Origin of the sequence: Micromonospora sp. NPDC048935 (assembly GCF_043197875.1) — a bacterium.
Lineage (GTDB): Bacteria > Actinomycetota > Actinomycetes > Mycobacteriales > Micromonosporaceae > Micromonospora.
In genome coordinates this window covers 302,833-324,642 of record NZ_JBICTZ010000007.1, presented here as the reverse complement: position 1 = coordinate 324,642, position 21,810 = coordinate 302,833, and the positions used below count along the sequence as shown (strand labels likewise).

Here is a 21,810-nt window from a genome sequence, read left to right as displayed (position 1 = left end):
GCTGACCGGTGGTGCCGCCGGCATCGCGTCGGGCCGGCCACACAGCCGGCACACAGCTCCCGCAGGGGCGGGGCACAGACGTCCCGGCCACGATGGGGGCCATGGTCACCAACGGGCAGGTCGCGCCGAGCCGGATCGAGTTGCGTCGCCCCGACGGCGAACCCGTCCGGGTGCTTGTCGTCGACGACGAGGCGACGCTCACCGACCTGCTGTCGATGGCGCTGCGCTACGAGGGCTGGCAGGTGCGCAGCGCCGGCGACGGCATGGCGGCGTTGAGCGCCGCCCGACAGTTCCAGCCGGACGCCGTGGTCCTCGACGTGATGCTGCCCGACCTGGACGGCTTCCAGGTGCTGCGCCGGCTGCGCGAGCACGCCCCGACCGTGCCGGTGCTCTTCCTGACCGCCCGCGACGCCGTCGAGGAACGCATCGCCGGCCTGACCGTCGGCGGCGACGACTACGTGACCAAGCCGTTCAGCCTGGAGGAGGTGATCGCCCGGCTGCGCGCGCTGCTGCGCCGCTCCGGCTTCGCCGTCGCCGCCCGGGAGGACGCCGTGCTCACCGTCGGTGACCTCAGCCTCGACGAGGACAGCCACGAGGTGCGCCGCGACGGCCAGCTGGTCACCCTCACCGCGACCGAGTTCGAGCTGCTGCGCTACCTGATGCGCAACCCACGCCGGGTGCTGAGCAAGGCGCAGATCCTCGACCGGGTGTGGCACTACGACTTCGGCGGCCAGGCCAACGTGGTGGAGCTGTACATCTCGTACCTGCGCAAGAAGATCGACGCCGGTCGGGCGCCGATGATCCACACCCTGCGCGGTGCGGGCTATGTCCTCAAACCCGCCGAGTAGCCGCCGCCCGCTGCGCGTCGCCCGCCGGTGGCTGGCGGGCCGCTCCCTGCGTACCCGACTGGTGTTCGCCCTGGTCGCGCTGCTGGCGGTGGTCAGCGTCGCCATCGGTGGCCTCACCACCGTGTCGCTGCGGCACGTCCTGATCGACAGGCTCGACGCGGAGTTGGCGCCCGCCACGGTCATGCGGGGTGAGCGCCCGGGTCGGCCGGCCTTCCCGGGCACGGGACCGGCCATCCCACCCGGGTCTCCGTCCGGCACGGTGGTCGCCGAGATCGTCGACGGTCGGGTGACGAGCGCACGGACCCTGACCAAGAGCCCGTCCAGCGACGACCCGTTCCCGGACGAACAGACCGTTCCGGTCGGGGAGGTCGCCACCCTGGCGGACCTGCCGATCGGCGCCGAACCGCGCACCGTCGACCTGGGTGCCCGTGGCGACTACCGGGCCGTGGCCCGGCAGTACTGGGACGGCAGGGTCCGCGTCGTCGCCGTCCCCCTCGCTGGCGTGCGGGAGACCGTCCGGCGACAACTCGCCGCCCAGACCGGGGTGGCCGCCGTCGGGCTGCTGATCGCGGGTGCCGCCGGCGCGCTGATCGTGCGGGCCACGCTGCGCCCGCTCAACCGGGTGGCCGCCACCGCCACCCGGGTCACCGAGCTGCCCCTGGACCGCGGCGAGGTGGCGCTCGCCGTCCGGGTCCCGGCCGTGGACACCGATCCGCGGACCGAGGTCGGCCAGGTCGGTGCCGCGCTCAACCGGATGCTGGGGCACGTCGCCGACGCGCTGTCCGCGCGGCAGGCCAGCGAGACGCGGGTACGCCAGTTCGTCGCCGACGCCAGCCACGAGCTGCGCACGCCCCTCGCTGCGATCCGCGGCTACGCGGAACTGGCCCGGCGCGGCCGTGACGAGGTGCCCGCCGACGTGGCGCACGCGCTGCGGCGAGTCGAGTCGGAGAGCACCCGGATGACCAGCCTCGTCGACGACCTGCTGCTGCTGGCTCGGCTGGACACCGGCCGGCCGCTCGCGGCCGACCCGGTCGACCTGACCGCCCTGGTGGTGGACGCGGTCAGTGACGCGCACGTCGCCGGCCCCGACCACCGCTGGCGGCTCGAACTGCCGGAGGTGGCGATCCGGGTGCCCGGCGACGTCGCGCGACTGCACCAGGTGGTGGCGAACCTGCTGGGCAACGCCCGGGTGCACACCCCGCCCGGCAGCACTGTCGTCACCACGCTGACCGTCGACGCCGACAGCGCCGTGCTCACCGTCGCCGACGACGGGCCCGGGGTGCCGGCCCAGCTGCGACCGGAGGTGTTCGAACGGTTCGCCCGCGGCGACAGCTCCCGATCCCGGGAGCACGGCAGCACCGGTCTGGGCCTGGCGATCGTCGCGGCCGTGGTGGAGGCCCACCACGGCACCGTCGAGATGGACAGCCGCCCCGGCCGAACCGTGTTCACCGTCCGGTTGCCCCATCCCACCGCCGACGCGTAGCCGGCGTACGGAGACGCCCGAGGGTCAGCCGCGCAGCACCTCGGTGAGGACCTCGACGACGCGTCGCGTGTGGCGTCCGTCGGGGTCCTCGTCGGTGTTCAGGTCGGTCACGCTCATCCCGAGCAGGCGGTCGGCGCGGGCCAGGGGAGTGACGAGCGCGATCAGGTCCGCCCAGCGGGGCCCGTCCGGCTCCGGGTAGGTCACCGCCGGCAGGTCGCGCGGGTCCACCACGTCCAGGTCGAGGTGCAGCCACGCCGGGCCGTCCCCGTCGGCGGCCAGGCCCGCCCCGACCGCCCCGGCGCCCCGGCGCAGCAGCTCCGGGGCGGGCACCTGGTGGACCGCCGGGTCGATCCGGGCCGCCTCGACAGTGCTGCTCTCGTCGGTGGGCGGGCGGTGCCCGAGCAGGTGTACGCGGCTCGGGTCGAGCAACGCGCCGCCGGAGGAGACGGCGGCGGGGCCGTGCCCGGTGACCACCGCGAGGTCCATGTCGGCGGCCTCGCCGGTCGGTGAGGTCACGCCGTCGAGGAAATCCGGATGCGCGTCGACGAACCACAGCACGGTCGCCGCAGGCAGGGCCGGGCAGATGCCGGGCAGGATCGCGCAGTCCCCGCCGAGCACCAGCGGTCGGCGGCCGGCGGTGAGCACCGTGGCGACCCGCGCGGTGATGGCCGCGCCCGCCCGGCGCAGGCCGGCGGCGCCGATCACGCCGCTCGCCGGATCGCGGACCGGGTCGCGCAACCACGCCTCGTCGATGCGCCCACCGTCGTCGGCGGCGAGCGCGTCCAGCAGGCCCGCCCGGCGCAGCGCGTCGGGCGCCCGTTCCTCTCCGCGCCCGGCTCCGGAGGAGTCCAACGGCGCGTCCACCACCACCCAGCGCACGTCCGCAGCGTACCGGCGGGGTCGGTCTCCCGGTCGCATTCTGTGGCGAGGCTGGGAGTCCACGAATGTGCCCGCGACGCGGATGGCGATCAGCGTACGGTGAGGGACAAGTCCGGCTATCTAGGTCAAAAGCCTCATCGGTGTACGCCTGGGACCGGGGTCAGGACGGGCGAGGGCAAGGAGCGATCGGTGAGACATCTGGCCTACCTGGACGCGGGATCCGGCAGCCTGATCGTGCAGGCGGTCGTCGGCGGCGTGGCCGGCGCCGCGGTCGCCGCGAAGCTCTACTGGCGACGCCTGGTCGACCGGTTCCGCCGGCAACCGACCGACCAGCGGTGAACGGGCCGGTCCCGACGATGGCGATCTCACCCACCGGGGTACGACCCGAGCCGGCGTCCTTCCGCGACCCGGCCAACCGCGTCTTCCACGTCGGCGACGAGGTGCTGCGCGGGCTCGACACCCGGGCCGCCGCGCACTGGCGGGCCCTGGCCGGCAGCACGTTCTTCCCGACTCTGGTCGCCGCACGCAAGGTCTGCGCCACCGAGGACGCCCCGTCGACGCTGGTGCCCGCCACGACCGGAGCAGGGTGGGCCACCGTGCTGCGCCACGAACGCATCCCGTTCGTCTCCCACCCGTACGAGTGGTCGTTCAGCATGCTGCGCGACGCCGCCCTGCTGCACCTGGAGATCCTGCGCGCCGCGCTCACCGACGGCTTCACCACCAAGGACGGCTCGGCGTACAACCTGCAGTGGCGTGGCGCCGAGCCGGTCTTCATCGACATCGGCTCCTTCGAGCCGGCCCGCGACGGCGAGCCGTGGGCCGGCTACCGGCAGTTCTGCCAGACCGTGCTCTATCCGCTGATGCTCACCGCCCACCTGGGCGTCGACTTCCAACCGTGGCTGCGCGCCCGGGTCGACGGCATCGAGGCCGACGAACTCCGACCCCTGTTCGGCGGGGTCCGCCGGCTGCGCCCCGGCGTGCTGACCCACCTGCACCTGCACGGCGCCATGCAGCAACGCAACGCCGCCGCCAGCACCGCAGACGTCCGCGACCAACTGCGGGCCGCCGGCTTCTCCCGGGAGCTGCTGCTGGCCACCGTCCGCGGCATGCAGAAACTGGTCCGCAGGCTGGACCACCGCCCGGCCGGGAGCCACTGGGCGGACTACCAGCACACCTGCGGCTACTCGGCCCGCGACCGGGTGGCGAAGGAGCAGTTCGTCGCCGCCGCGGTGGCCGCCGGCACCCGCCCCCGCCTGGTGCTCGACCTCGGTGCCAACGACGGCCGGTACTCCCGCCTCGCCGTCGGGCACGCCGACTACGTGGTCGCCGTCGAGCAGGACCCGGCCGTGGTCGACGAGCTGTACCGAAAACTGCGCGCCGAGGGGCAGCGCCGGATCCTGCCGCTGGTGCTGGACCTGGCCGACCCGTCACCCGGCGGAGGCTGGCGGGGCGTCGAGCGGGCCGGCTTCGCCGACCGGGCCTCCGCCGACGTGGTGCTCGCCCTGGCCGTGGTGCACCACCTCGCGATCGGGCGCAACGTGCCACTGCCGGAGGTCGTCGACTGGCTGGCCGGGCTGACCGCGCCCGGCGGGGCGCTGGTGGTGGAGTTCGTCGCACCGGAGGACCCGATGGCGGACCGGCTGCTGGCCAACAAGCCCGCCGGCCTCTTCCCGGACTACCGGCGCGACACCTTCGAGGCGTTGCTCGCCGCCCGGGGCCGGATCACCGACCGACTGGAACTGCCCTCGGGCAGCCGCACGCTCTACCGGACGGTGATGGGTGGCTGACCGGTCCCCGGGCGGCGTGGCGGGCCCGGTCGGCGCGGCGGCCTCGGGCGACCCGCCGGGCCCGGATGCCGGGCGGTGGGACCGGGGCTGGCGGGGCGAGCTGGGCCGGCTGCTGGAGGTGGCCGCGCTGGTCGGGCTGGTCGTCACCCAGCCACTGCTGGACGTGCTCGGTCGCAGCCCCGACTTCTTCCTCTTCCACCGCGCCGCCCCGGCCCAGATCCTGCTGCTGGCCGCCCTGGTGGCGGTGCTGCCCACGATCGCGGTGGCCCTGCTCGGCGCGCTGAGTCGACTGGCCGGCCGGACCGCCCGCTCCCACATCCACACCGGGCTGGTCGGGCTGCTGCTCGCCGCCCTCGCCGTGCAGGTGGGCCGACACGTGACGCCGCTTCGGGGCGTACCCCTGCTGCTGGTGGCCGTGCTCGTCGGTGCCGGCGGCGCGGTCGGACACCGGCGGTGGCGGGCGCCGCGCCGGGCGCTGCGACTGGCCGCCGCCGGGCCGGTGGCGTTCGTGGCGCTCTTCCTGCTGGTCTCACCCACCTCGGCGGTGGTGCTGCCGCGCGGCGACGGCGGTGCGGCCGGCACCGCGCAGGGCGCCGGCGTGCATCCGCCGGTGGTCATGCTGATCCTCGACGAGCTGCCGCTGGTCAGCCTGCTCGGTGCCGACGGGCGGATCGACGCCGCCCGGTACCCGCACTTCGCCGAGTTGGCCGGCGCCTCGACCTGGTACCGCAACGCCACCGGGGTCAGCGGGTGGACACCCAACGCGCTGCCCGCGATGCTCACCGGGCGCTATCCGGCGCGGCAGGTCGCCCCGCACTACTCGCAGTACCCGGACAACCTCTTCACCGCCTTCGGCGGCCTCTACGACATCCGGGCCGAGGAGACCATCACCCGGCTCTGCCCGCCCAGCCGCTGCGACCAACCGGCCGCCCCCGAGCAGGGGCTCGGCGTGCTGGTCCGGGAGACCGGCAAGCTGCTCGGCCGGGTCGCCGGGCCGACGGAGAGCGCTGTCGACCCGGAGGACTCCTACCGTGAGCAGAGCCGGGCCGAGGCCGGGCTGGACGCCGCCGAGCCGGTGCCGGCCGACCCGAAGTTCCGCTGGGACAGCCTGGACGACAACCAACCGGCCCGGTTCACCCGCTTCCTCGCCGGGCTGCGGCCGACGACCCGGCCCACCCTGCACTTCCTGCACCTGCTGATGCCGCACTCGCCGTGGACGTACCTGCCCTCCGGGGCGCGCTACGACGCCCCCGAGGACCTGCCCAACGACGGCGCCGGCTGGGTCGACCTGGCCCGGCAACGCCACCTCGCCCAACTCGGCTACACCGACCGGCTGATCGGCGAGACCCTGCGCACGCTGCGCGCCAGCGGCCTCTACGACCAGGCCCTCGTCGTGGTCACCGCCGACCACGGGGTCAGCTTCCGTCCCGGCGCGCAGGGCCGGGGCCTGGACGCGATCAAGGCCGCCGCGGGTGAGGTCGCCTGGGTGCCGATGTTCGTCAAGGAACCCCGACAGCAGACCGGCCGGGTGGACGACCGCAACTGGGAACACGTCGACCTGCTGCCGACCGTGGCCGACGAGGCCAACATCCGGCTGCCCTGGCGGGTCGACGGCCGCTCCGCCCGGCAGGCCCCCCGCACCGACGGCACGAAACACTTCTACGACCGCCCCGGCGAACCTCTCACCTTCCCCGGCGGGGTGCCCGCCGCACCGCCACCGCCGGCACCGCACCCCCTGGTCGGCACCGAGGTACGCGCCGGCCCGGCCGGTGGTAACGCCCGGGTGGCCGACCTGGCCGCGTTCACGGCCACGGACCCGGACACCGGCACCCTTCCGGCGCTGGTCTGGGGGGACGTCCCGGACCGGATCCCGGACGGCACACTGCTGGCGGTGGCCGTCAACGGCCGGATCGGGGCCGTCGTACCGGCGGTGCCGCCCGACCCCGGCGGACGCCGGTTCGCCGCGCTGCTCACCGACGACAGGCTGTTCCGCGCCGGCAACAACCAGCTCGACGTCTTCCAGGTCACCACGGACGGTACGCTGCGGCGCCTCGCGCTGTCCTGACTGTGCGGCTGGCCGGGTCGGCCTGACTCCCCGGGTCCGGTCCGGCCCGGTCCCGGCTGGCGGGATGCGGGTTTCCCGGCGGCCCGGTCGGGAATCGGGTGACGCATACCTCACCGCCGAACCACGGCGGGCGTTGTCCCCGGAGCCGCAATTACGGTAGAAGCGAAGGCAATTCAACGTAGATCTGCCGGCGAAGCGAGGAACCACATGACGGAAGTCAAGCTCGATCACCCCGGTGGGCAGCTGTCGATGCCGGTGCACCCAGCGGTCGAGGGCCCCGCCGGTATCGGGGTGAGCAAGCTGCTCAAGGAAACCGGGATGACGACGTACGACCCCGGTTTCGTCAACACCGCGGCCGCCTCATCGGCGATCACCTACATCGACGGCGACGCGGGGATCCTGCGTTACCGGGGATACCCGATCGAGCAGTTGGCCGAGAAGTCCTCCTTCCTGGAGGTCTCCTACCTGCTCATCTACGGTGAGCTGCCGACCGAGCAGCAACTGGCCGAGTTCACCGAGTGGATTCGCCGGCACTCGCTGCTGCACGAGGAGATGCGTCGCTTCTTCGACGGCTTCCCCCGCGACGCCCACCCGATGGCGGTGCTGTCGTCCGCGGTGAGCGCCCTGTCCACCTTCTACCAGGACAGCCTGGACCCGTTCGACTCCGAGCACGTGGAGATCTCCACGGTCCGGCTGATGGCGAAGGTGCCGACCATCGCCTCGTACGCCTACAAGAAGTCCATCGGGCAGCCGCTGCTCTACCCGGACAACTCCCTGGGGTACGTGGACAACCTCCTGCGGATGACGTTCGGCGTGCCGGCGGAGCCGTACGAGGTCGACCCGGTGATGTCGAAGGTGCTGGACATGCTGTTCGTCCTGCACGCCGACCACGAGCAGAACTGCTCCACGTCGACCGTCCGCCTGGTCGGCTCCAGCAACGCCAACCTGTTCGCCTCGGTCTCGGCGGGCGTGAACGCGCTGTTCGGCCCGCTGCACGGCGGCGCCAACCAGGCGGTGCTGGAGATGCTCCAGCAGATCCACGCCGGCGACGACGACGTCCGCTCCTTCGTCCGCAAGGTCAAGAACAAGGAGGACGGCGTCAAGCTGATGGGCTTCGGCCACCGGGTCTACAAGAACTACGACCCGCGTGCGGCGATCGTCAAGAAGGCCGCGCAGGACGTGCTGGGCCGGATGGCCAAGCCGGACCCGCTGCTGGACATCGCCATGGAGTTGGAGGAGATCGCCCTCGCCGACGACTTCTTCGTCTCCCGCCGGCTCTACCCGAACGTGGACTTCTACACCGGCCTGATCTACAAGGCCATGGGCTTCCCGACCAAGATGTTCACCGTGCTCTTCGCGCTCGGCCGGCTCCCCGGCTGGATCGCCCAGTGGCGCGAGATGATCGGCGACCCGGAGACCAAGATCGGCCGTCCGCGGCAGGTCTACGTCGGTGCCCCCGAGCGGGACTACGTCCCCTTCGCCGAGCGCTGACCGTTCGTCCGCAGCACCACCGCAGGCCGTCGACCCCTCCGGGTCGGCGGCCTGCGGCCTTCCCCGCGATCGCGGTCGTTCCTGGTCGTTCCTGGGCGGCTCCGGTCGACTCCGGTCGACTCCGGTCGCCTTGGTCGCCTTGGTCGCCTTGGTCGCCTTGGTCGCCTTGGTCGCCGTCCCGTCGGCGCGCTTGCGCTTGATCGACTCGGTTTTCATGATGTCGCGGTATCCCGCTGCGGTGGATGGCCCGACTTTCAGGAAGGCGAGTGGATCACGCCGGCAGACACCCCGACTTTCAGGAATCCGAGTCGATCACGGCGCGGCGGAGGCTGGGCGGGTGCCACCGACTCGCGGCGGAGGCCGGGCGGGTGCGACCGACTCGCGGCGGAGGCCGGGCGGGTGCGACCGACTCGCTGCGGCTGCACCCGATGGCGGGGCGTCAGAAGGCGGAGATGTCCTGTGCTCGTTCGCTGCGGCTCAGGGCGCTGATCAGCGCGGACTGACCACGGCGGCGCACCGCCAGCCGCACCAGCAGGTCGCGTACCGGGTCGAAGACCTCCGCGGGGAACTCCGGCGTGGGTACGCCGACGCTCACCGCCAGATCGTCGGAGTGGACCACGACCTCCAGTTGGCGGGTGAGCAGGAACTCGCCGCGCCGCAGGGCCCAGCCCTGCCACGGGATCGGCACGACGTCCCGGGCGGCTCCGCGCGAGAGCAGGTCGCCGACCTCGTTCAGCGATTGAGCGCTGCGGGCGTGCAGGTCCTCCGGCCCCCGTACGGCGTCGGCCTCGTCCGGGCCCGACGCGACCGACGCCTCGTCCGGAGAACCCTCGGTCACCCAGGCGGCCCGCTCGTAGTGGTCGTCGGCCGACCCCAGGATGGGCAGGTCGGTCGTCATCGGCAGCAGCTCCGCCGCCCGTACCGCCTGACGCCCCAGGTGGCAGGCGAGACCTCCCACGGACAGGTGCGGCAGCGCGCTCGGGCGTGACCACCGCTCGGTCACTTCCGGGCGTCGGATCAGCTCCAGAGCGATCGAGGCGGCAACCGGAAAGGCGGAATCCAGGGCGTCGAAAGAACGAGACATCCGCACATCCTGGCAGGCACAACCGGACCCCGCCGGACAGCGAGGCACTGGCGGACCCGGCCAGACAGCGGGCACTGACGGACCCGGGCGGTCCGCGGGGCACTGGCGGACCCGGGCGGTCCGCGGGGCACTGGCGGGGCCCGGGCGGTCCGCGGGGCACTGGCGGGGCCCGGGCGGTCCGCGGGGCACTGGCGGGCCCGGCCGGTCCGCGGGGCACTGGCGGGCCCGGCCGGTCCGCGTCGGGCACCGGCGTGATCGACTCGGGTTTCAGGAAGTCGGGGGGTTCTCAGCATCGGGACACCCCGACTTCAAGAAAACCGAGTCGATCACGCGCCGTGCGCCGTGCGGATTAGCGCAGGCCGGCGGCGGCGAGCAGGTTGCCCTCGGGCAGCGCCGGGAGGGCGCGGCCCTGGGCCATGCGCTGCTCGGCGCGTTGGGCGGTGAACGCGGCGTCGGTGGCGATGGCGGCGGCGTAGCTGTCGGCGGTGCGCTGGGCGATCGCCGTCCAGCCGTACTGGTCGTGGACCATGCGGCGGGCACGGCGGGCCATCACGCGGGAGCGGTCGGGGTCGGACAGCAGCGCGTCGACGGCGTCGGCGAGCCCGTCGGGGTCGTGTGGGCGGAAGGTCATCCCGGTCACGCCCGGCTCGACGATCTCGGCGAGGCCACCGGTGGCGGCGACGGCGAGGGGTGCGCCGGCCGCGGCGCCCTCCAGGGCGACCATGCCGAACGGCTCGTAGATGCTCGGCACGGCGAAGCAGTCGGACGCGGCCATCAGCGCCGGCAGGTCGGTGCCGCCGAGGAAGCCCGGCATGGTGACCATGCCGCCGAGGCCGCGGCGGTGCACCTCGGCCTCCAGTTCGGCGCGGTACGGGCCGTCGCCGGCGATCACGGCACGCAGCCCCGGGTGCCGCTCGCGCAGTCGGGGCAGCGCGGCGATCAGGTGCTGGACGCCCTTCTCGTAGACGAGGCGGCCGGCGAAGGTGACAAGCGGGCCGTCCCCGGCGAACCGGGCGCGGGCGGTGGCCACCGCGCGGGCGGGCACCCGCCAGCGGTGCGGCTCCACGCCGTTGGCGACCACGTCGACCCGAGCGGCCGGTACGCCGAACAGGGCGTTGACCTCGTCGCGCATGTAGCCGGAGCAGACGATCACCCGGTTGGACTCGCTGGTGAGCCACTGCTCGACGCCGTGGATGGTGCGGTTCATCTCCTCGGGCAGCCAGCCCTGGTGCCGCCCGGCCTCGGTGGCGTGGATCGTGCTGACCAGCGGGATGTCCAGGTGGTCGCGCAACGTCATCGCGGTGTGGGCGACGAGCCAGTCGTGGGCGTGGATGACGTCGTACGAGCCGGCCTGGGTGGCGCGTAGGGCGGTGCGGGTGAGGGTGTGGTTGAAGGCCATGGTCCAGGCCAGCAGGGAGTCGGTGGCGAGGGGGAAGGTGACGGGGTCTTCGGGGGCGCGCAGGATGCGTACGCCGTCGGCGTACTCCTCCATGGGTGCGCCGTCGGTGTGGCGGGTGACGACGGTGACCTCGTGGCCGGCGGCGGCGAGGGCGACGGAGAGGGCGTGCACGTGGCGGCCGAGGCCGCCGACGAGCACCGGCGGATATTCCCAGGACAGCATCAGGATGCGCCGGGTCTGCGGGGGCACCCCGGGGCCGGGCTGCGCCGGCACGGTCGCGCCGGGCTGCGCGGAGAGACCGGGCTGGGTCGGGAGCGGGGACCGGGAGGTCAGGGTGGGCCGGTGGGCCCGGTCCTTGGTGGCAGTGTGCTGCTCGTCGACCCGCAGGGTCACATCAATCTCCGTCCATGCATGGTGATACGCCGACGTCAGTGGCGGCGGAGTGAGGTGTAAGGGGTGGCAGAGGGCCTGACGGAACACACGCGAACGCTTGTCCCCGGTCAAGGAAAGTGCATCGGGCCCGAGAACGCACCTCGAAAAGGGTCATCGTGACGGAGGACACCTGAGGGTGTTGCCCGCATCAGACGGGTGGTTTTCGCTCACCGCCTGAAAGGATGGATTGGCGCTGCCGGGCGGGGGGCAATACCTGCGTGCGCGCGGGCATGCGTCGGCCGGCGCGGGCACAACCATGGTCTAAGGAGCAACATGCAGGTCTGGCCGGGCGAGCGGTATCCCCTGGGCGCCACCTACGACGGGATGGGCACCAACTTCGCCATCTTCTCCGAGGTGGCCGACAAGGTCGAGCTGTGCCTCTTCGACGAGTGGGACACCGGGGCGGAGCGCCGCGTCGAACTGCGCGAGGTGGACGCCTACGTGTGGCACGCGTACCTGCCGGGCATCGAGCCGGGGCAGCGCTACGGCTACCGGGTGTACGGCCCGTACGACCAGGCCAACGGGCTGCGCTGTAACCCGCACAAGTTGCTGCTCGACCCGTACGCGAAGGCCATCGACGGTGACGTGGGGTGGGACCCGGCGGTCTACGACTACGACCTGGCCGAGCCGGAGAAGATGTCGGAGACCGACTCGGCGCCGTTCATGCCGAAGTCGGTGGTGGTCAACCCGTACTTCGACTGGGGCAACGACAAGCCGCCGCGCACCCCTTACCACCACTCGGTGATCTACGAGGCGCACGTGCGCGGGCTGACCATGCGCCACCCGGACATCCCGGAGGAGCTGCGCGGCACGTACGCGGCCATCGCCTCCCCGCCGATGATCGACTATCTGACCCGGCTCGGGGTGACCGCGATCGAGCTGATGCCGGTGCACCAGTTCATCCACGACAACCGTCTCGTCGACCTGGGGCTGCGCAACTACTGGGGCTACAACACCATCGGCTTCTTCGCCCCGCACCACGGCTACTCCGCGCTGGGCCGGCTGGGCCAGCAGGTGCAGGAGTTCCGGGGCATGGTCAAGGCGCTGCACGCGGCCGGCATCGAGGTCATCCTCGACGTGGTCTACAACCACACCGCCGAGGGCAACCACCTCGGCCCGTCGCTGAGCTTCAAGGGCGTGGACGCGCCCAGCTACTACCGGCTCAGCGAGGAGGACCGCCGCTACTTCGTCGACTACACCGGCACCGGCAACAGCCTCAACGTACGCAGCCCGCACTCCCTGCAACTGATCATGGATTCGCTGCGTTACTGGGTGACCGAGATGCACGTCGACGGTTTCCGCTTCGACCTGGCGGCCACCCTGGCCCGCGAGTTCTACGAGGTGGACCGGCTGTCCACGTTCTTCGAGGTGGTCCAGCAGGACCCGGTGGTCAGCCAGGTGAAGCTGATCGCCGAGCCGTGGGACGTCGGCCCCGGCGGCTACCAGGTGGGCAACTTCCCGCCACTGTGGACGGAGTGGAACGGAAAATACCGCGACACGGTACGCGACTTCTGGCGCGGCGAGCCCGCCACCCTGGCCGAGTTCGCGTCGCGGATCTCCGGCTCGGCCGACCTCTACCAGGACGACGGCCGCCGCCCGTTCCACAGCATCAACTTCGTCACCGTGCACGACGGGTTCACGCTCAACGACCTGGTGTCGTACAACGACAAGCACAACGAGGCCAACGGCGAGGACAATCGCGACGGCGAGAGCCACAACCGTTCGTGGAACTGCGGGGTCGAGGGCGACACCGACGACGAGGCGGTGCTCGCCCTGCGGGCCAAGCAGCGGCGCAACTTCCTGGCCACGCTGATGCTGTCGCAGGGTGTCCCGATGATCGGCCACGGCGACGAGTTGGGCCGCACCCAGCACGGCAACAACAACGTCTACTGCCAGGACAGCGAGCTGGCCTGGGTCGACTGGGACAACGTCGACGAGCAGTTGCTGGAGTTCGTGCAGACGTTGACGGCGTTCCGCAAACGGCACCAGGTGTTCCGCCGCCGCCGCTTCTTCACCGGCCTGCCGGTGAACGGGCGCGGCATCGACGAGCCGCTGCCCGACCTGGCCTGGCACACCCCGGACGGGCGGGAGATGACCGGCGAGGACTGGGGCAACGACTTCGGCCGCTCGGTGGCGCTGTTCGTCAACGGCGAGGGCATCCGCGAGCGCGGCCAGTACGGCCAGAAACACCACGACGCGTCGTTCCTGCTCTGCTTCAACGCCCACGACGCGCCACTGGACTTCACCATGCCCGGTTCCGAATACGGCCAGAAGTGGGAACGGGTGATCAGCACGGCCGAACCCGAACCGGGCGACGCCACCGTGATCAGCGCGGGCGGCACCATCCGGGTGCCGGACCGGTCCCTCGTGGTGCTGGAGAGGACGATCTGACATGTCGGCCACCCCTCCCCAGGCCACCTACCGCGTCCAGGTCCGCCCCGGCTTCGACCTGGACGCCACCGCCGCGATCATCGACTACCTCGCCGACCTCGGCGTCAGCCACCTCTACACCGCCCCGCTGCTGGCCGCCACCCCCGGTTCGCAGCACGGCTACGACGTGGTCGACCACCGGGCGGTCAACCCGGAGCTGGGCGGGGAGGCCGCCCGGCAGCGACTGCTGGGCGCGCTGCGGGCCCAGCAACTCGGCCTGGTCGTCGACATCGTGCCCAACCACGCCGGGGTCGCCGTGCCGCCGGCCAACCCGGCCTGGTGGGACGTGCTGCGCCGGGGGCGCGACTCGTCGTACGCCGACTGGTTCGACATCGACTGGGATCGGGGCCGGCTGCTGCTGCCGGTGCTCGCCGACGACCCGGCCGCCCTGACCGACCTCAAGGTGGTCGACGACGAGCTGCGCTACCACGAGCACCGCTTCCCGATCGCCGACGGCACCGGCGACGGCAGCGCCCGGGAGGTGCACGACCGGCAGCACTACGAGCTGGTCTCCTGGCGGCGCGGTGACGCCGAGCTGACGTACCGCCGGTTCTTCTCCATCGCGGGCCTGGCCGGTCTGCGCGTGGAGGACCCGGCGGTGTTCGCCGCCACCCACGAGCTGATCCTGCGCTGGGCCGCCGCCGGGGAGGTCGACGGCATCCGCGTCGACCACCCGGACGGGCTGCGCGACCCGGCCGGCTACCTGACCCGGTTGCGGGCCGCCGCACCGGACGCCTGGCTCGTGGTGGAGAAGATCCTGGAGTACGGCGAGGAGCTGCCGGACTGGCCGGTGGACGGCACCACCGGCTACGACGCCCTGGCCGCGGTGAGCGGCCTCTTCGTCGACACCGACGCCGAGGGCGACTTCACGGTGCTGGACACCCGACTGACCGGGCGGCACACCACGTGGGAAAACCTCACCCACGCCACCAAACTGGCCGCCGCCACCGGGCTCCTCGCCGCCGAGCTGACCCGGCTCGCCGCACTCGCCCCCGAGGTGCCCGCCGAGCAGGCCCGCGCGGCGCTCGCCGAGTTGGCCGCCGCGTTCGCCGTCTACCGGGGGTATCCGCCGCACGGTGCCCGACACCTCGCCGCCGCCCGCTCCGAGGCCGGCCGCCGCCGCCCCGACCTGGCCGGCGCCCTGGACGCGGTCACCCGCCGACTGCGCGACCCCGCCGACGAGCTGGGCATCAGGTTCCCGCAGCTCACCGGCGCGGTGATGGCCAAGGGCGTGGAGGACACGGCGTTCTACCGCTGGACCCGCTTCGTGGCACTCAACGAGGTCGGGGGCAGCCCCGCCCACTTCGGGGTGCCGCCGGCGGAGTTCCACCGCTTCGCCTCCGCCCAGCAGGTCCGCTGGCCCGCCAGCATGACCACCGTCTCCACCCACGACACCAAACGCGGCGAGGACGTCCGCGCCCGCCTCGCCGTGCTCAGCGAGCTGCCGGGCCGCTGGGCCGAGCAGGTCACAACCTGGATGGAGTACGCGCCGCTGCCCGACCCGGCGTTCGCCCACCTGCTCTGGCAGACCGCCGTAGGCGCGTGGCCGATCGAACGGGAACGGCTGCACGCGTACGCCGAGAAGGCCGCCCGGGAGGCCGGGGCCTCGACCGGTTGGGCGGACCCGGACCCGGCCTTCGAGCAGGCCATGCACGCGGTCATCGACCGGATGTACGACGACCCGAGCCTGCACGACGAGCTGACCGAACTCGCCGCCGCCATCACCCCGGCCGGCTGGTGCAACTCCCTCGGGCAGAAGCTCGTGCAGCTCACCATGCCCGGCGTGCCGGACACCTACCAGGGCACCGAGTTGTGGGACAACTCCCTCGTCGACCCGGACAATCGCCGCCCGGTCGACTTCGACGTACGCCGAGAGATGCTGGCGCGCCTCGACGGCGGCTGGCGTCCCCCGATCGACACCGACGGAGCGGCGAAGCTGCTCGTCGTGTCGCGGACCCTGCGGTTGCGGCGGGCGCACCCGGAGCTGTTCACCGGCTACCGGCCGGTGCCGGCGCACGGGCCGCAGGGCCGGCACGTGGTGGCCTTCGACAGGGGTGGCGCGATCACCGTCGCCACCCGGCTGCCGCTGGGCCTGGCCCGCGCCGGTGGCTGGTGCGACACCGCACTGTCGCTTCCCGTTAACGAGGTGACCGACCTGTTCACCGGTCGGGTCTACAGTGGCGGGGAGACACCTCTGGACGACCTTCTGTCCGACTATCCCGTCGCACTGCTGGCCCCTCCCACCGCTGCCGTGGAGGCTGCGTCATGACCGAATTCTCCGTGTGGGCCCCGGACGCCACCCGCGTGCGACTGCGCCTGACCGGCGACACCGACCACGAGATGCGCGCCGCCGCCGACGGCTGGTGGCGCGTCGACGTGCCCGACGCCGGCCTCGACTACTCCTTTCTGCTGAACGACGACGAAACCCCGCTGCCCGACCCCCGCTCACCGTGGCAGCCTGCTGGTGTGCACGGACCCAGCCGCCGCTACGACCACTCCGCCTTCGCGTGGTCCGACACCTCGTGGACCGGCCGGCAACTGCCCGGCAGCATCCTCTACGAGCTGCACATCGGCACCTTCACCCCGGAGGGCACCTTCGACGCGGCCATCGACCGCCTCGACCATCTGGTGTCACTGGGCGTCGACCTGATCGAGCTGCTCCCGGTCAACGCCTTCAACGGCGAACACAACTGGGGGTACGACGGCGTCTGCTGGTACGCACCCCACCAGCCCTACGGTGGCCCCGATGGCCTGAAACGGTTCGTCGACGCCGCCCACGCCAAGGGGTTGGGGGTGATCCTCGACGTCGTCTACAACCATTTCGGGCCCTCCGGGGCCTACGCGCCGCAGTTCGGCCCGTACCTCACGGAGCATTCGAACGCCTGGGGGCGTTCGGTCAACCTGGACGGCCCGCACTCCGACGAGGTACGCCGCTACATCATTGACAGCGTGCTCATGTGGCTGCGGGACTACCACGTCGACGGGCTGCGCCTGGACGCCGTGCACGCCCTGCACGACTCGCGGGCGGTGCCCATCCTGGAAGAGTTGGCGGTTGCCGTCGAGTCGTTGTCGACGCACGTGGGGCGGCCGTTGTCGCTGATCGCGGAGTCGGACCTCAACGATCCTCGGCTGATCACGCCTCGGGAGGCGGGCGGGTTCGGGCTGCACGCGCAGTGGAACGACGACGCGCACCACGCGCTGCATACTCTCCTCACCGGCGAGCGGCAGGGGTATTACGGGGACTTCGGGTCCCTGGAGACGTTGTCGGATGTGTTGACTGGTGGGTTCTTCCACGCTGGCACCTTCTCCAGCTTCCGCAACCGGCACCATGGGCGGCCTCTGGACTCCCGCGTCCCTGGGCACCGGCTCGTGGCTTACTTGCAGAACCATGATCAGATCGGGAACCGGGCTACCGGGGATCGGATCTCGGCTTCGCTGTCGCCCTCGCTGCTGCGGGTCGGGGCTACGTTGCTGCTGACCGCGCCGTTCACTCCGATGCTGTTCATGGGGGAGGAGTGGGCTGCTTCTACGCCTTGGCAGTTCTTCACGTCGCACCCGGAGCCGGAGTTGGCGTCTGCGGTGCGGACCGGGCGGCGGCGGGAGTTCGCGTCGCACGGGTGGCCGGAGGGGGACGTGCCGGATCCGCAGGACCCGGAGACGTTCGTGCGGTCGCGGTTGGACTGGGCGGAGCTGGACAAGCCTGAGCATGCTTCGATGCTGGCGTTTTACCAGCGGTTGATCGCTCTGCGGCGGTCTTGCCCTGATCTTTCGGATCCTCGGTTGCACGCGGTTTCTGTGCAGCATGGGGATCAGTTTTTGGTGATGCGGCGGGGGGACACGCTTGTGGTCGCCAACCTTGCGGGGCGGGGGCAGGGGGTGTCGCTGCCTGGGGTGGCTCGGCGGGTGCTGTTGGCTACGCAGGAGGGGGTCACGGTGATGCGGGACCGGATCCAGTTGCCTGCGGAGACTGCGGCGATCGTGGCGCTCTGAAAACCCCCGTTTCCGTAGCGACGGCGACGGCGACACAGTGAAGCGGGACCGCATCCAGGGATACCCTCGCGCGTGCGGGGGATGACCACAGCCAGGGCAAGCACTCGATTCACAACCACCGGCGACCCCTGCGCGTGCCGGGACGATCGCGCCGTCGGGTCGCATGGCCCCATCCGCTGAGGGAGACCCCCGCGCATGCGGGGACAACGTCGTGCAGGCGGAGCGGCCCGCCCCGATCCCGAGAAGACCCCCGCGTGAGGGGAGGGCATCCACTCCGGCGATGCCTCCACACTACCGACAGCATGATTTCGTGTGGCCGGGGACGACGCCAGCGGGGTAGGCCCCGAACCGGGACGCCGGGAGATCCAGCGCGGGGACGACATTGGAGCTGGCGGGCACCCAGGCGACCCCTGGTAGGAGGACCGCCGATGCACGAGATGGCCGACGGGTCACTGATCGGAAGACCCCTGCGCGTGCGGGGACGACTGGTGCGTCATCGCCACCTCCGACAAGGTCGGTCAGCTCGCGTCGAAGTTAGAGCTGGGTGGAAGACCTCCGCGTGCGCGGGGGTCTTCCCGACGCCATCTTCCGGGCCATGCGCCCCATCGAGTCGTCCCCGCATGCGCGGGGGTCTTCCTACGCCCTCGCCACGGACCGGCACGGTGAGCCCGTCGTCCCCGCATGCGCGTGGGTCTTCCCAAGCCGGAAACGAACGACGCTGGCCAGCCGGCGTCGTCCCCCCATGCGCGGGGGTCTTCCCGGCGACATTCGAATAACAGGCTCGCTCGGGTAGTCGTCCCCGCATGCGCGGGGGTCTTCCGCCCGTCTACATCTCGGGCGCGGTCCGGTGGACGTGGTCCCCGCACGCGTGGGGCTCCTCCGACCACCGACCACGACTTCGATGTGTGGTAGGTGCCGTCCCCCGCACGCGGGGCTCCCGTACGAGACCGAGCGCATCCTGCGCGGGATCCTGCCGTTCCCGCACGTGTTGGGGCTTGCCAGGACGGTCCGTGTCTCGACGCTCTGCGGCCGGTCTTCCCGCATCCGCGCGACCTTTTGTCCTTGTCTGTCTACACCGCGTTAAAGCAGGCCGAATAGCGGGACGCTCACGACGGTGAGAGCGCGATGGTGGCTCACCTAAGCGACCCCACTCTGTCGCGAGTACCGTCTATGACTGCAGGATTGCCGACCGTAGCATCACCCTGCGGGCCTGTGAGAGCTAGGAGTACCGCGATGCCCCCTCGCGCAAGCACGATCGTTGATCCACGCTTCGCGGCTGAGCTGCGTCGACTCCGGGAGGCTCGGGGTCTCTCCCTCCGGCAACTCGCCGCCGCTGTCAATCATGGCAAAAGTCTCGTCCACCAGTTGGAAGCAGGACAGACGAAGCCGACGGTAGACGTGGCGGTCCGGCTCGACGACGCCCTGCAAGCGAACGGCGCTTTGGCGGCATTGGTCATTGACGCTCCCGACGGCGGCGACCGCTTGGCGTACGTGCGGGTGCGTCCTCGCAGGGTCGATCGTGCAGCCGCGGATGCTCTTTCAGACCTTCTCGGTGGCTACCGCCGGCTGGAGGACGCCGTCGGGTCAGGCCCGATCATGGGGCCGGTCCGTACCCATCTCAGCACCGTGACCGACTTGCTGCGGGAGGCCCCACAGGACTTGCTTCCCCGGATTGTCGATGTCGCTGGGCAGTGGGCGCAGTTCGTAGGCTGGTTAAGCATTGCGCGGGGTGAGGTGCGCGCTGCCACAGTTTGGAACGCGAGGGCTCTGCAATGGGCCACCGAGGCCGGCAACACAGATCTGATCGCTACCGTGCTGTCCTTCCAGGGGCACCATGCCGAGTTGCGCCACGACCTCCCAACCATGATCGAGCTGTCGCGGGAGTCGCGGCGGGACGAGACCGTGAACACGGCCCTACGTGCCTACTGCGCAGGTCAGGAGGCCAGAGGTCTTGCTATGGCCGGTGCTGCCACCACGGACGTGCTCGCGCGTTTGTCCGAGGCATCGGACCTGTCGGCTCAGGCGGCAGAGGAACCACTGTCCCCGTGGGGCTACTGGTACACACCATCGTTCTTCGCCGTCCAACAGGGGAGCGTCTGGCGGTATCTCGGTGCTGCGGACAGTCGTGCGAACGATCGCGCGCTAGAGCTGCTGACGGCCGGTGTCGCCGGCGTCAGCGAGGAGGCCGGCGCTGCGGAGTGGCACGGTCGGAACCTGGTGCATCTCGCTGTCGCGCAGGCGCAGGCTGGCGACACGGCAGCGGCTCGCGAGACCCTGTCGACGGCAGACTCCATCGCGCTTGCCGCAGCGTCCCGAGAACTTGCCCGCGAAGTGGCCGAGGCCGTGCACCACCTTCGACTGTCCGCTATGCCATAACGGACGCGTTTCGCCTGGTCTGCCACGGATCGTCGCTTAGATGATGACGGTGGGTGACGGCGTTAGTAACTGTTCCGAGACGACGTCGCGCCCACTGTCGACGGAGGTGGCATGCAGGGCGACGAGTCAGCAAACAAGGGCGAGCAGTCTGAGGCGGCTGAGCGGGAGGCCGCCAAACAGCGCCTCCTGGCCCAGGCCGAGGCGGAGCGCGTACCCATCGATGACACGACCCGTGCGGTCCCGGACCGGCGGTGGCGGCGTGACCAACGATGACCTCCCGATCGGCCGCCGGGTCGCCCGCTGGCGGGTGCGGCGGTCGATGACGCAGCAGATGCTCGCCGACCGGCTGCGCAGGTCGAAGAGCTGGGTGGACAAGGTGGAGCGGGGCGTGCGCACCCTGGACCGGTACTCGGTGATCCAGGAACTCGCCCACGTCCTGCGGGTCGATCCGGAGGTGCTGCTCGGTCAGCAGCCGAGCACCCCGGCGGGCACGCCGGACGGGGTGGACGACATCCGGGCCGCGCTCGCCCGCTACGACATTCCGCCGGCCCCGGCGCAGACGCCGGAGGAGCTGCGAAGGCAGATCGGGTACGCCTGGTTGTCCTACCAGCACGCGCACTACGGGCAGTTGGTGCGGGTGTTGCCGGGTCTGCTCGACGCGGTCCAGGGTGTGCGGTCGGCGGAGGTGCTGGTGCCGGCGTACCGGATCACCTCGTCCCTGCTGGTCAAGCTCGGCGAGGCCGACCTGGCCTGGCTGGCGGCCGACCGGGCGATGGCCACCGCCGCCGACGACCCGGCGCTCGCGGCGACGGCGGCCATCTCGGTCAGCCAGGCGCTGCGCGCCGCCGGCCGCGACCACCTGGCCCTGGCCGCGTCCCTCGCTGCCGCGAACCGTGTTCGGCCGCAGCGGTCGGCGGGGGAGTGGGCGGTGGGTGGGACGCTGCTGGTGCAGGCCGCTCTCGCCGCCGCTGGCAGCGGCGACCACCACCGCGCCGGGGGGCTGACCGACCGGGCCGCGGGCGTTGCCGCACACCTTCGGGGGTACGACGACACGCACCGCACCAGCTTCGGGCCGATCGCCGTCGACCTGGCTCGGGTGGTGGTGGCGGCGCACCGGGGTGACGCCGACGAGGCGCTGCACGGGCACTCGGGCGTGGTGCGGCGGGAGACGTGGCGGCGGTTGCCGGCCGAGTATCGGGGCGCGTACCTGGTGGATGTCGCGCGGGCGTACCTCCAGGTTGGTGACCTGCGCGGGGCTGCCCGCGCCCTGGTGGACGCGGACAGTGTCGCGCCGGCTGAGGTTCGGTGCCGGCCGTTGGCGCGTACCGTGATCGCCGAGGTTGCCCGCGCGCAGCCGGCGCCGGCCGGCGTGGCGCGACTGGCGACGCTCGTCGGCCTCACCCGCTGACTGGACTGTCTTGACCCGGGACGGACGACCGGCCTCGGCGTCCACTCATCTTGCATCGTCGAAACGGTTTCCGCGCATTGCCAGTTTCTGCGGATGGCCGCAACAGACTGATGTCTGCCTTCAGTAACCGTTCGGACA

The 21,810-nt window shown here is 71.8% G+C and carries 14 protein-coding genes and 1 CRISPR repeat array; of the genes, 11 read left to right on the top strand and 3 right to left on the bottom strand.

The window, feature by feature from the left end; translation table 11 throughout:
• Positions 1-101 precede the first annotated feature (101 nt).
• Together ACGFIW_RS21195 and ACGFIW_RS21190 are read left to right on the top strand one after the other, a co-directional pair.
• Positions 102-848, top strand: coding sequence for a response regulator transcription factor (locus tag ACGFIW_RS21195; protein ID WP_393318182.1), 747 nt, complete (start codon positions 102-104; stop codon positions 846-848).
• Positions 826-2,331, top strand: a complete 1,506-nt coding sequence (locus ACGFIW_RS21190) for a sensor histidine kinase (protein WP_393318179.1) — start codon at positions 826-828, stop codon at positions 2,329-2,331. The genes ACGFIW_RS21195 and ACGFIW_RS21190 overlap by 23 nt, the downstream gene beginning before the upstream one ends.
• A gap of 24 nt (positions 2,332-2,355) precedes the next feature.
• On the opposite strand, the gene ACGFIW_RS21185 is transcribed toward ACGFIW_RS21190, so the two are convergent.
• A complete protein-coding gene (locus ACGFIW_RS21185; protein WP_393318176.1) occupies positions 2,356-3,210 on the bottom strand; it encodes an arginase family protein in 855 nt (284 codons plus the stop codon).
• Between the two features lie 189 nt (positions 3,211-3,399).
• On the opposite strand from ACGFIW_RS21185, the gene ACGFIW_RS21180 reads away from it, so the two are divergent.
• From ACGFIW_RS21180 to ACGFIW_RS21165, 4 genes are all read left to right on the top strand, one after another.
• Positions 3,400-3,549, top strand: coding sequence for a hypothetical protein (locus ACGFIW_RS21180; protein ID WP_179778832.1), 150 nt, complete (start codon positions 3,400-3,402; stop codon positions 3,547-3,549).
• Between the two features lie 17 nt (positions 3,550-3,566).
• Positions 3,567-4,997: a class I SAM-dependent methyltransferase gene (locus ACGFIW_RS21175; protein ID WP_393318173.1), complete on the top strand. Its 1,431-nt coding sequence runs from the start codon at positions 3,567-3,569 to the stop codon at positions 4,995-4,997.
• Between the two features lie 16 nt (positions 4,998-5,013).
• Positions 5,014-7,062: a sulfatase-like hydrolase/transferase gene (locus tag ACGFIW_RS21170; protein WP_393318535.1), complete on the top strand. Its 2,049-nt coding sequence runs from the start codon at positions 5,014-5,016 to the stop codon at positions 7,060-7,062.
• Positions 7,063-7,269: 207 nt separating this feature from the next.
• Complete coding sequence (locus tag ACGFIW_RS21165; protein ID WP_357558488.1) at positions 7,270-8,553, top strand: citrate synthase; 1,284 nt, start codon at positions 7,270-7,272, stop codon at positions 8,551-8,553.
• 439 nt (positions 8,554-8,992) lie between these two features.
• On the opposite strand, the gene ACGFIW_RS21160 is transcribed toward ACGFIW_RS21165, so the two are convergent.
• Positions 8,993-9,637, bottom strand: coding sequence for a maleylpyruvate isomerase N-terminal domain-containing protein (locus tag ACGFIW_RS21160; RefSeq protein ID WP_393318170.1), 645 nt, complete (start codon positions 9,635-9,637; stop codon positions 8,993-8,995).
• Positions 9,638-9,986: 349 nt separating this feature from the next.
• Positions 9,987-11,258 (bottom strand): glycosyltransferase family 4 protein, encoded by a 1,272-nt coding sequence (locus tag ACGFIW_RS21155; protein WP_393318532.1) that lies wholly within the window; start codon positions 11,256-11,258, stop codon positions 9,987-9,989.
• A 483-nt stretch (positions 11,259-11,741) separates the two neighbouring features.
• Between ACGFIW_RS21155 and glgX the strand changes: the two genes are divergently transcribed.
• From glgX to ACGFIW_RS21130, 5 genes are all read left to right on the top strand, one after another.
• The gene (glgX, locus tag ACGFIW_RS21150) at positions 11,742-13,859 is read left to right on the top strand and encodes a glycogen debranching protein GlgX (RefSeq protein ID WP_393318167.1); all 2,118 of its coding nucleotides are present in this window, start codon (positions 11,742-11,744) and stop codon (positions 13,857-13,859) included.
• 1 nt (position 13,860) lies between these two features.
• On the top strand, positions 13,861-16,167 hold the full coding sequence (gene treY, locus ACGFIW_RS21145; protein WP_393318165.1) for a malto-oligosyltrehalose synthase: 2,307 nt from the start codon (positions 13,861-13,863) through the stop codon (positions 16,165-16,167).
• On the top strand, positions 16,164-17,888 hold the full coding sequence (gene treZ, locus ACGFIW_RS21140; protein ID WP_393318162.1) for a malto-oligosyltrehalose trehalohydrolase: 1,725 nt from the start codon (positions 16,164-16,166) through the stop codon (positions 17,886-17,888). Before treY ends, treZ begins: the two co-directional genes overlap by 4 nt.
• A 548-nt stretch (positions 17,889-18,436) precedes the next feature.
• Positions 18,437-18,769: a CRISPR direct-repeat array (repeat unit 28 nt; unit sequence GTCGTCCCCGCATGCGCGGGGGTCTTCC).
• Between the two features lie 352 nt (positions 18,770-19,121).
• Positions 19,122-20,264, top strand: coding sequence for a multiprotein-bridging factor 1 family protein (locus ACGFIW_RS21135; RefSeq protein ID WP_393318159.1), 1,143 nt, complete (start codon positions 19,122-19,124; stop codon positions 20,262-20,264).
• A 259-nt stretch (positions 20,265-20,523) separates the two neighbouring features.
• Complete coding sequence (locus ACGFIW_RS21130; RefSeq protein ID WP_393318156.1) at positions 20,524-21,672, top strand: helix-turn-helix domain-containing protein; 1,149 nt, start codon at positions 20,524-20,526, stop codon at positions 21,670-21,672.
• The last annotated feature ends 138 nt before the right edge of the window (positions 21,673-21,810 follow it).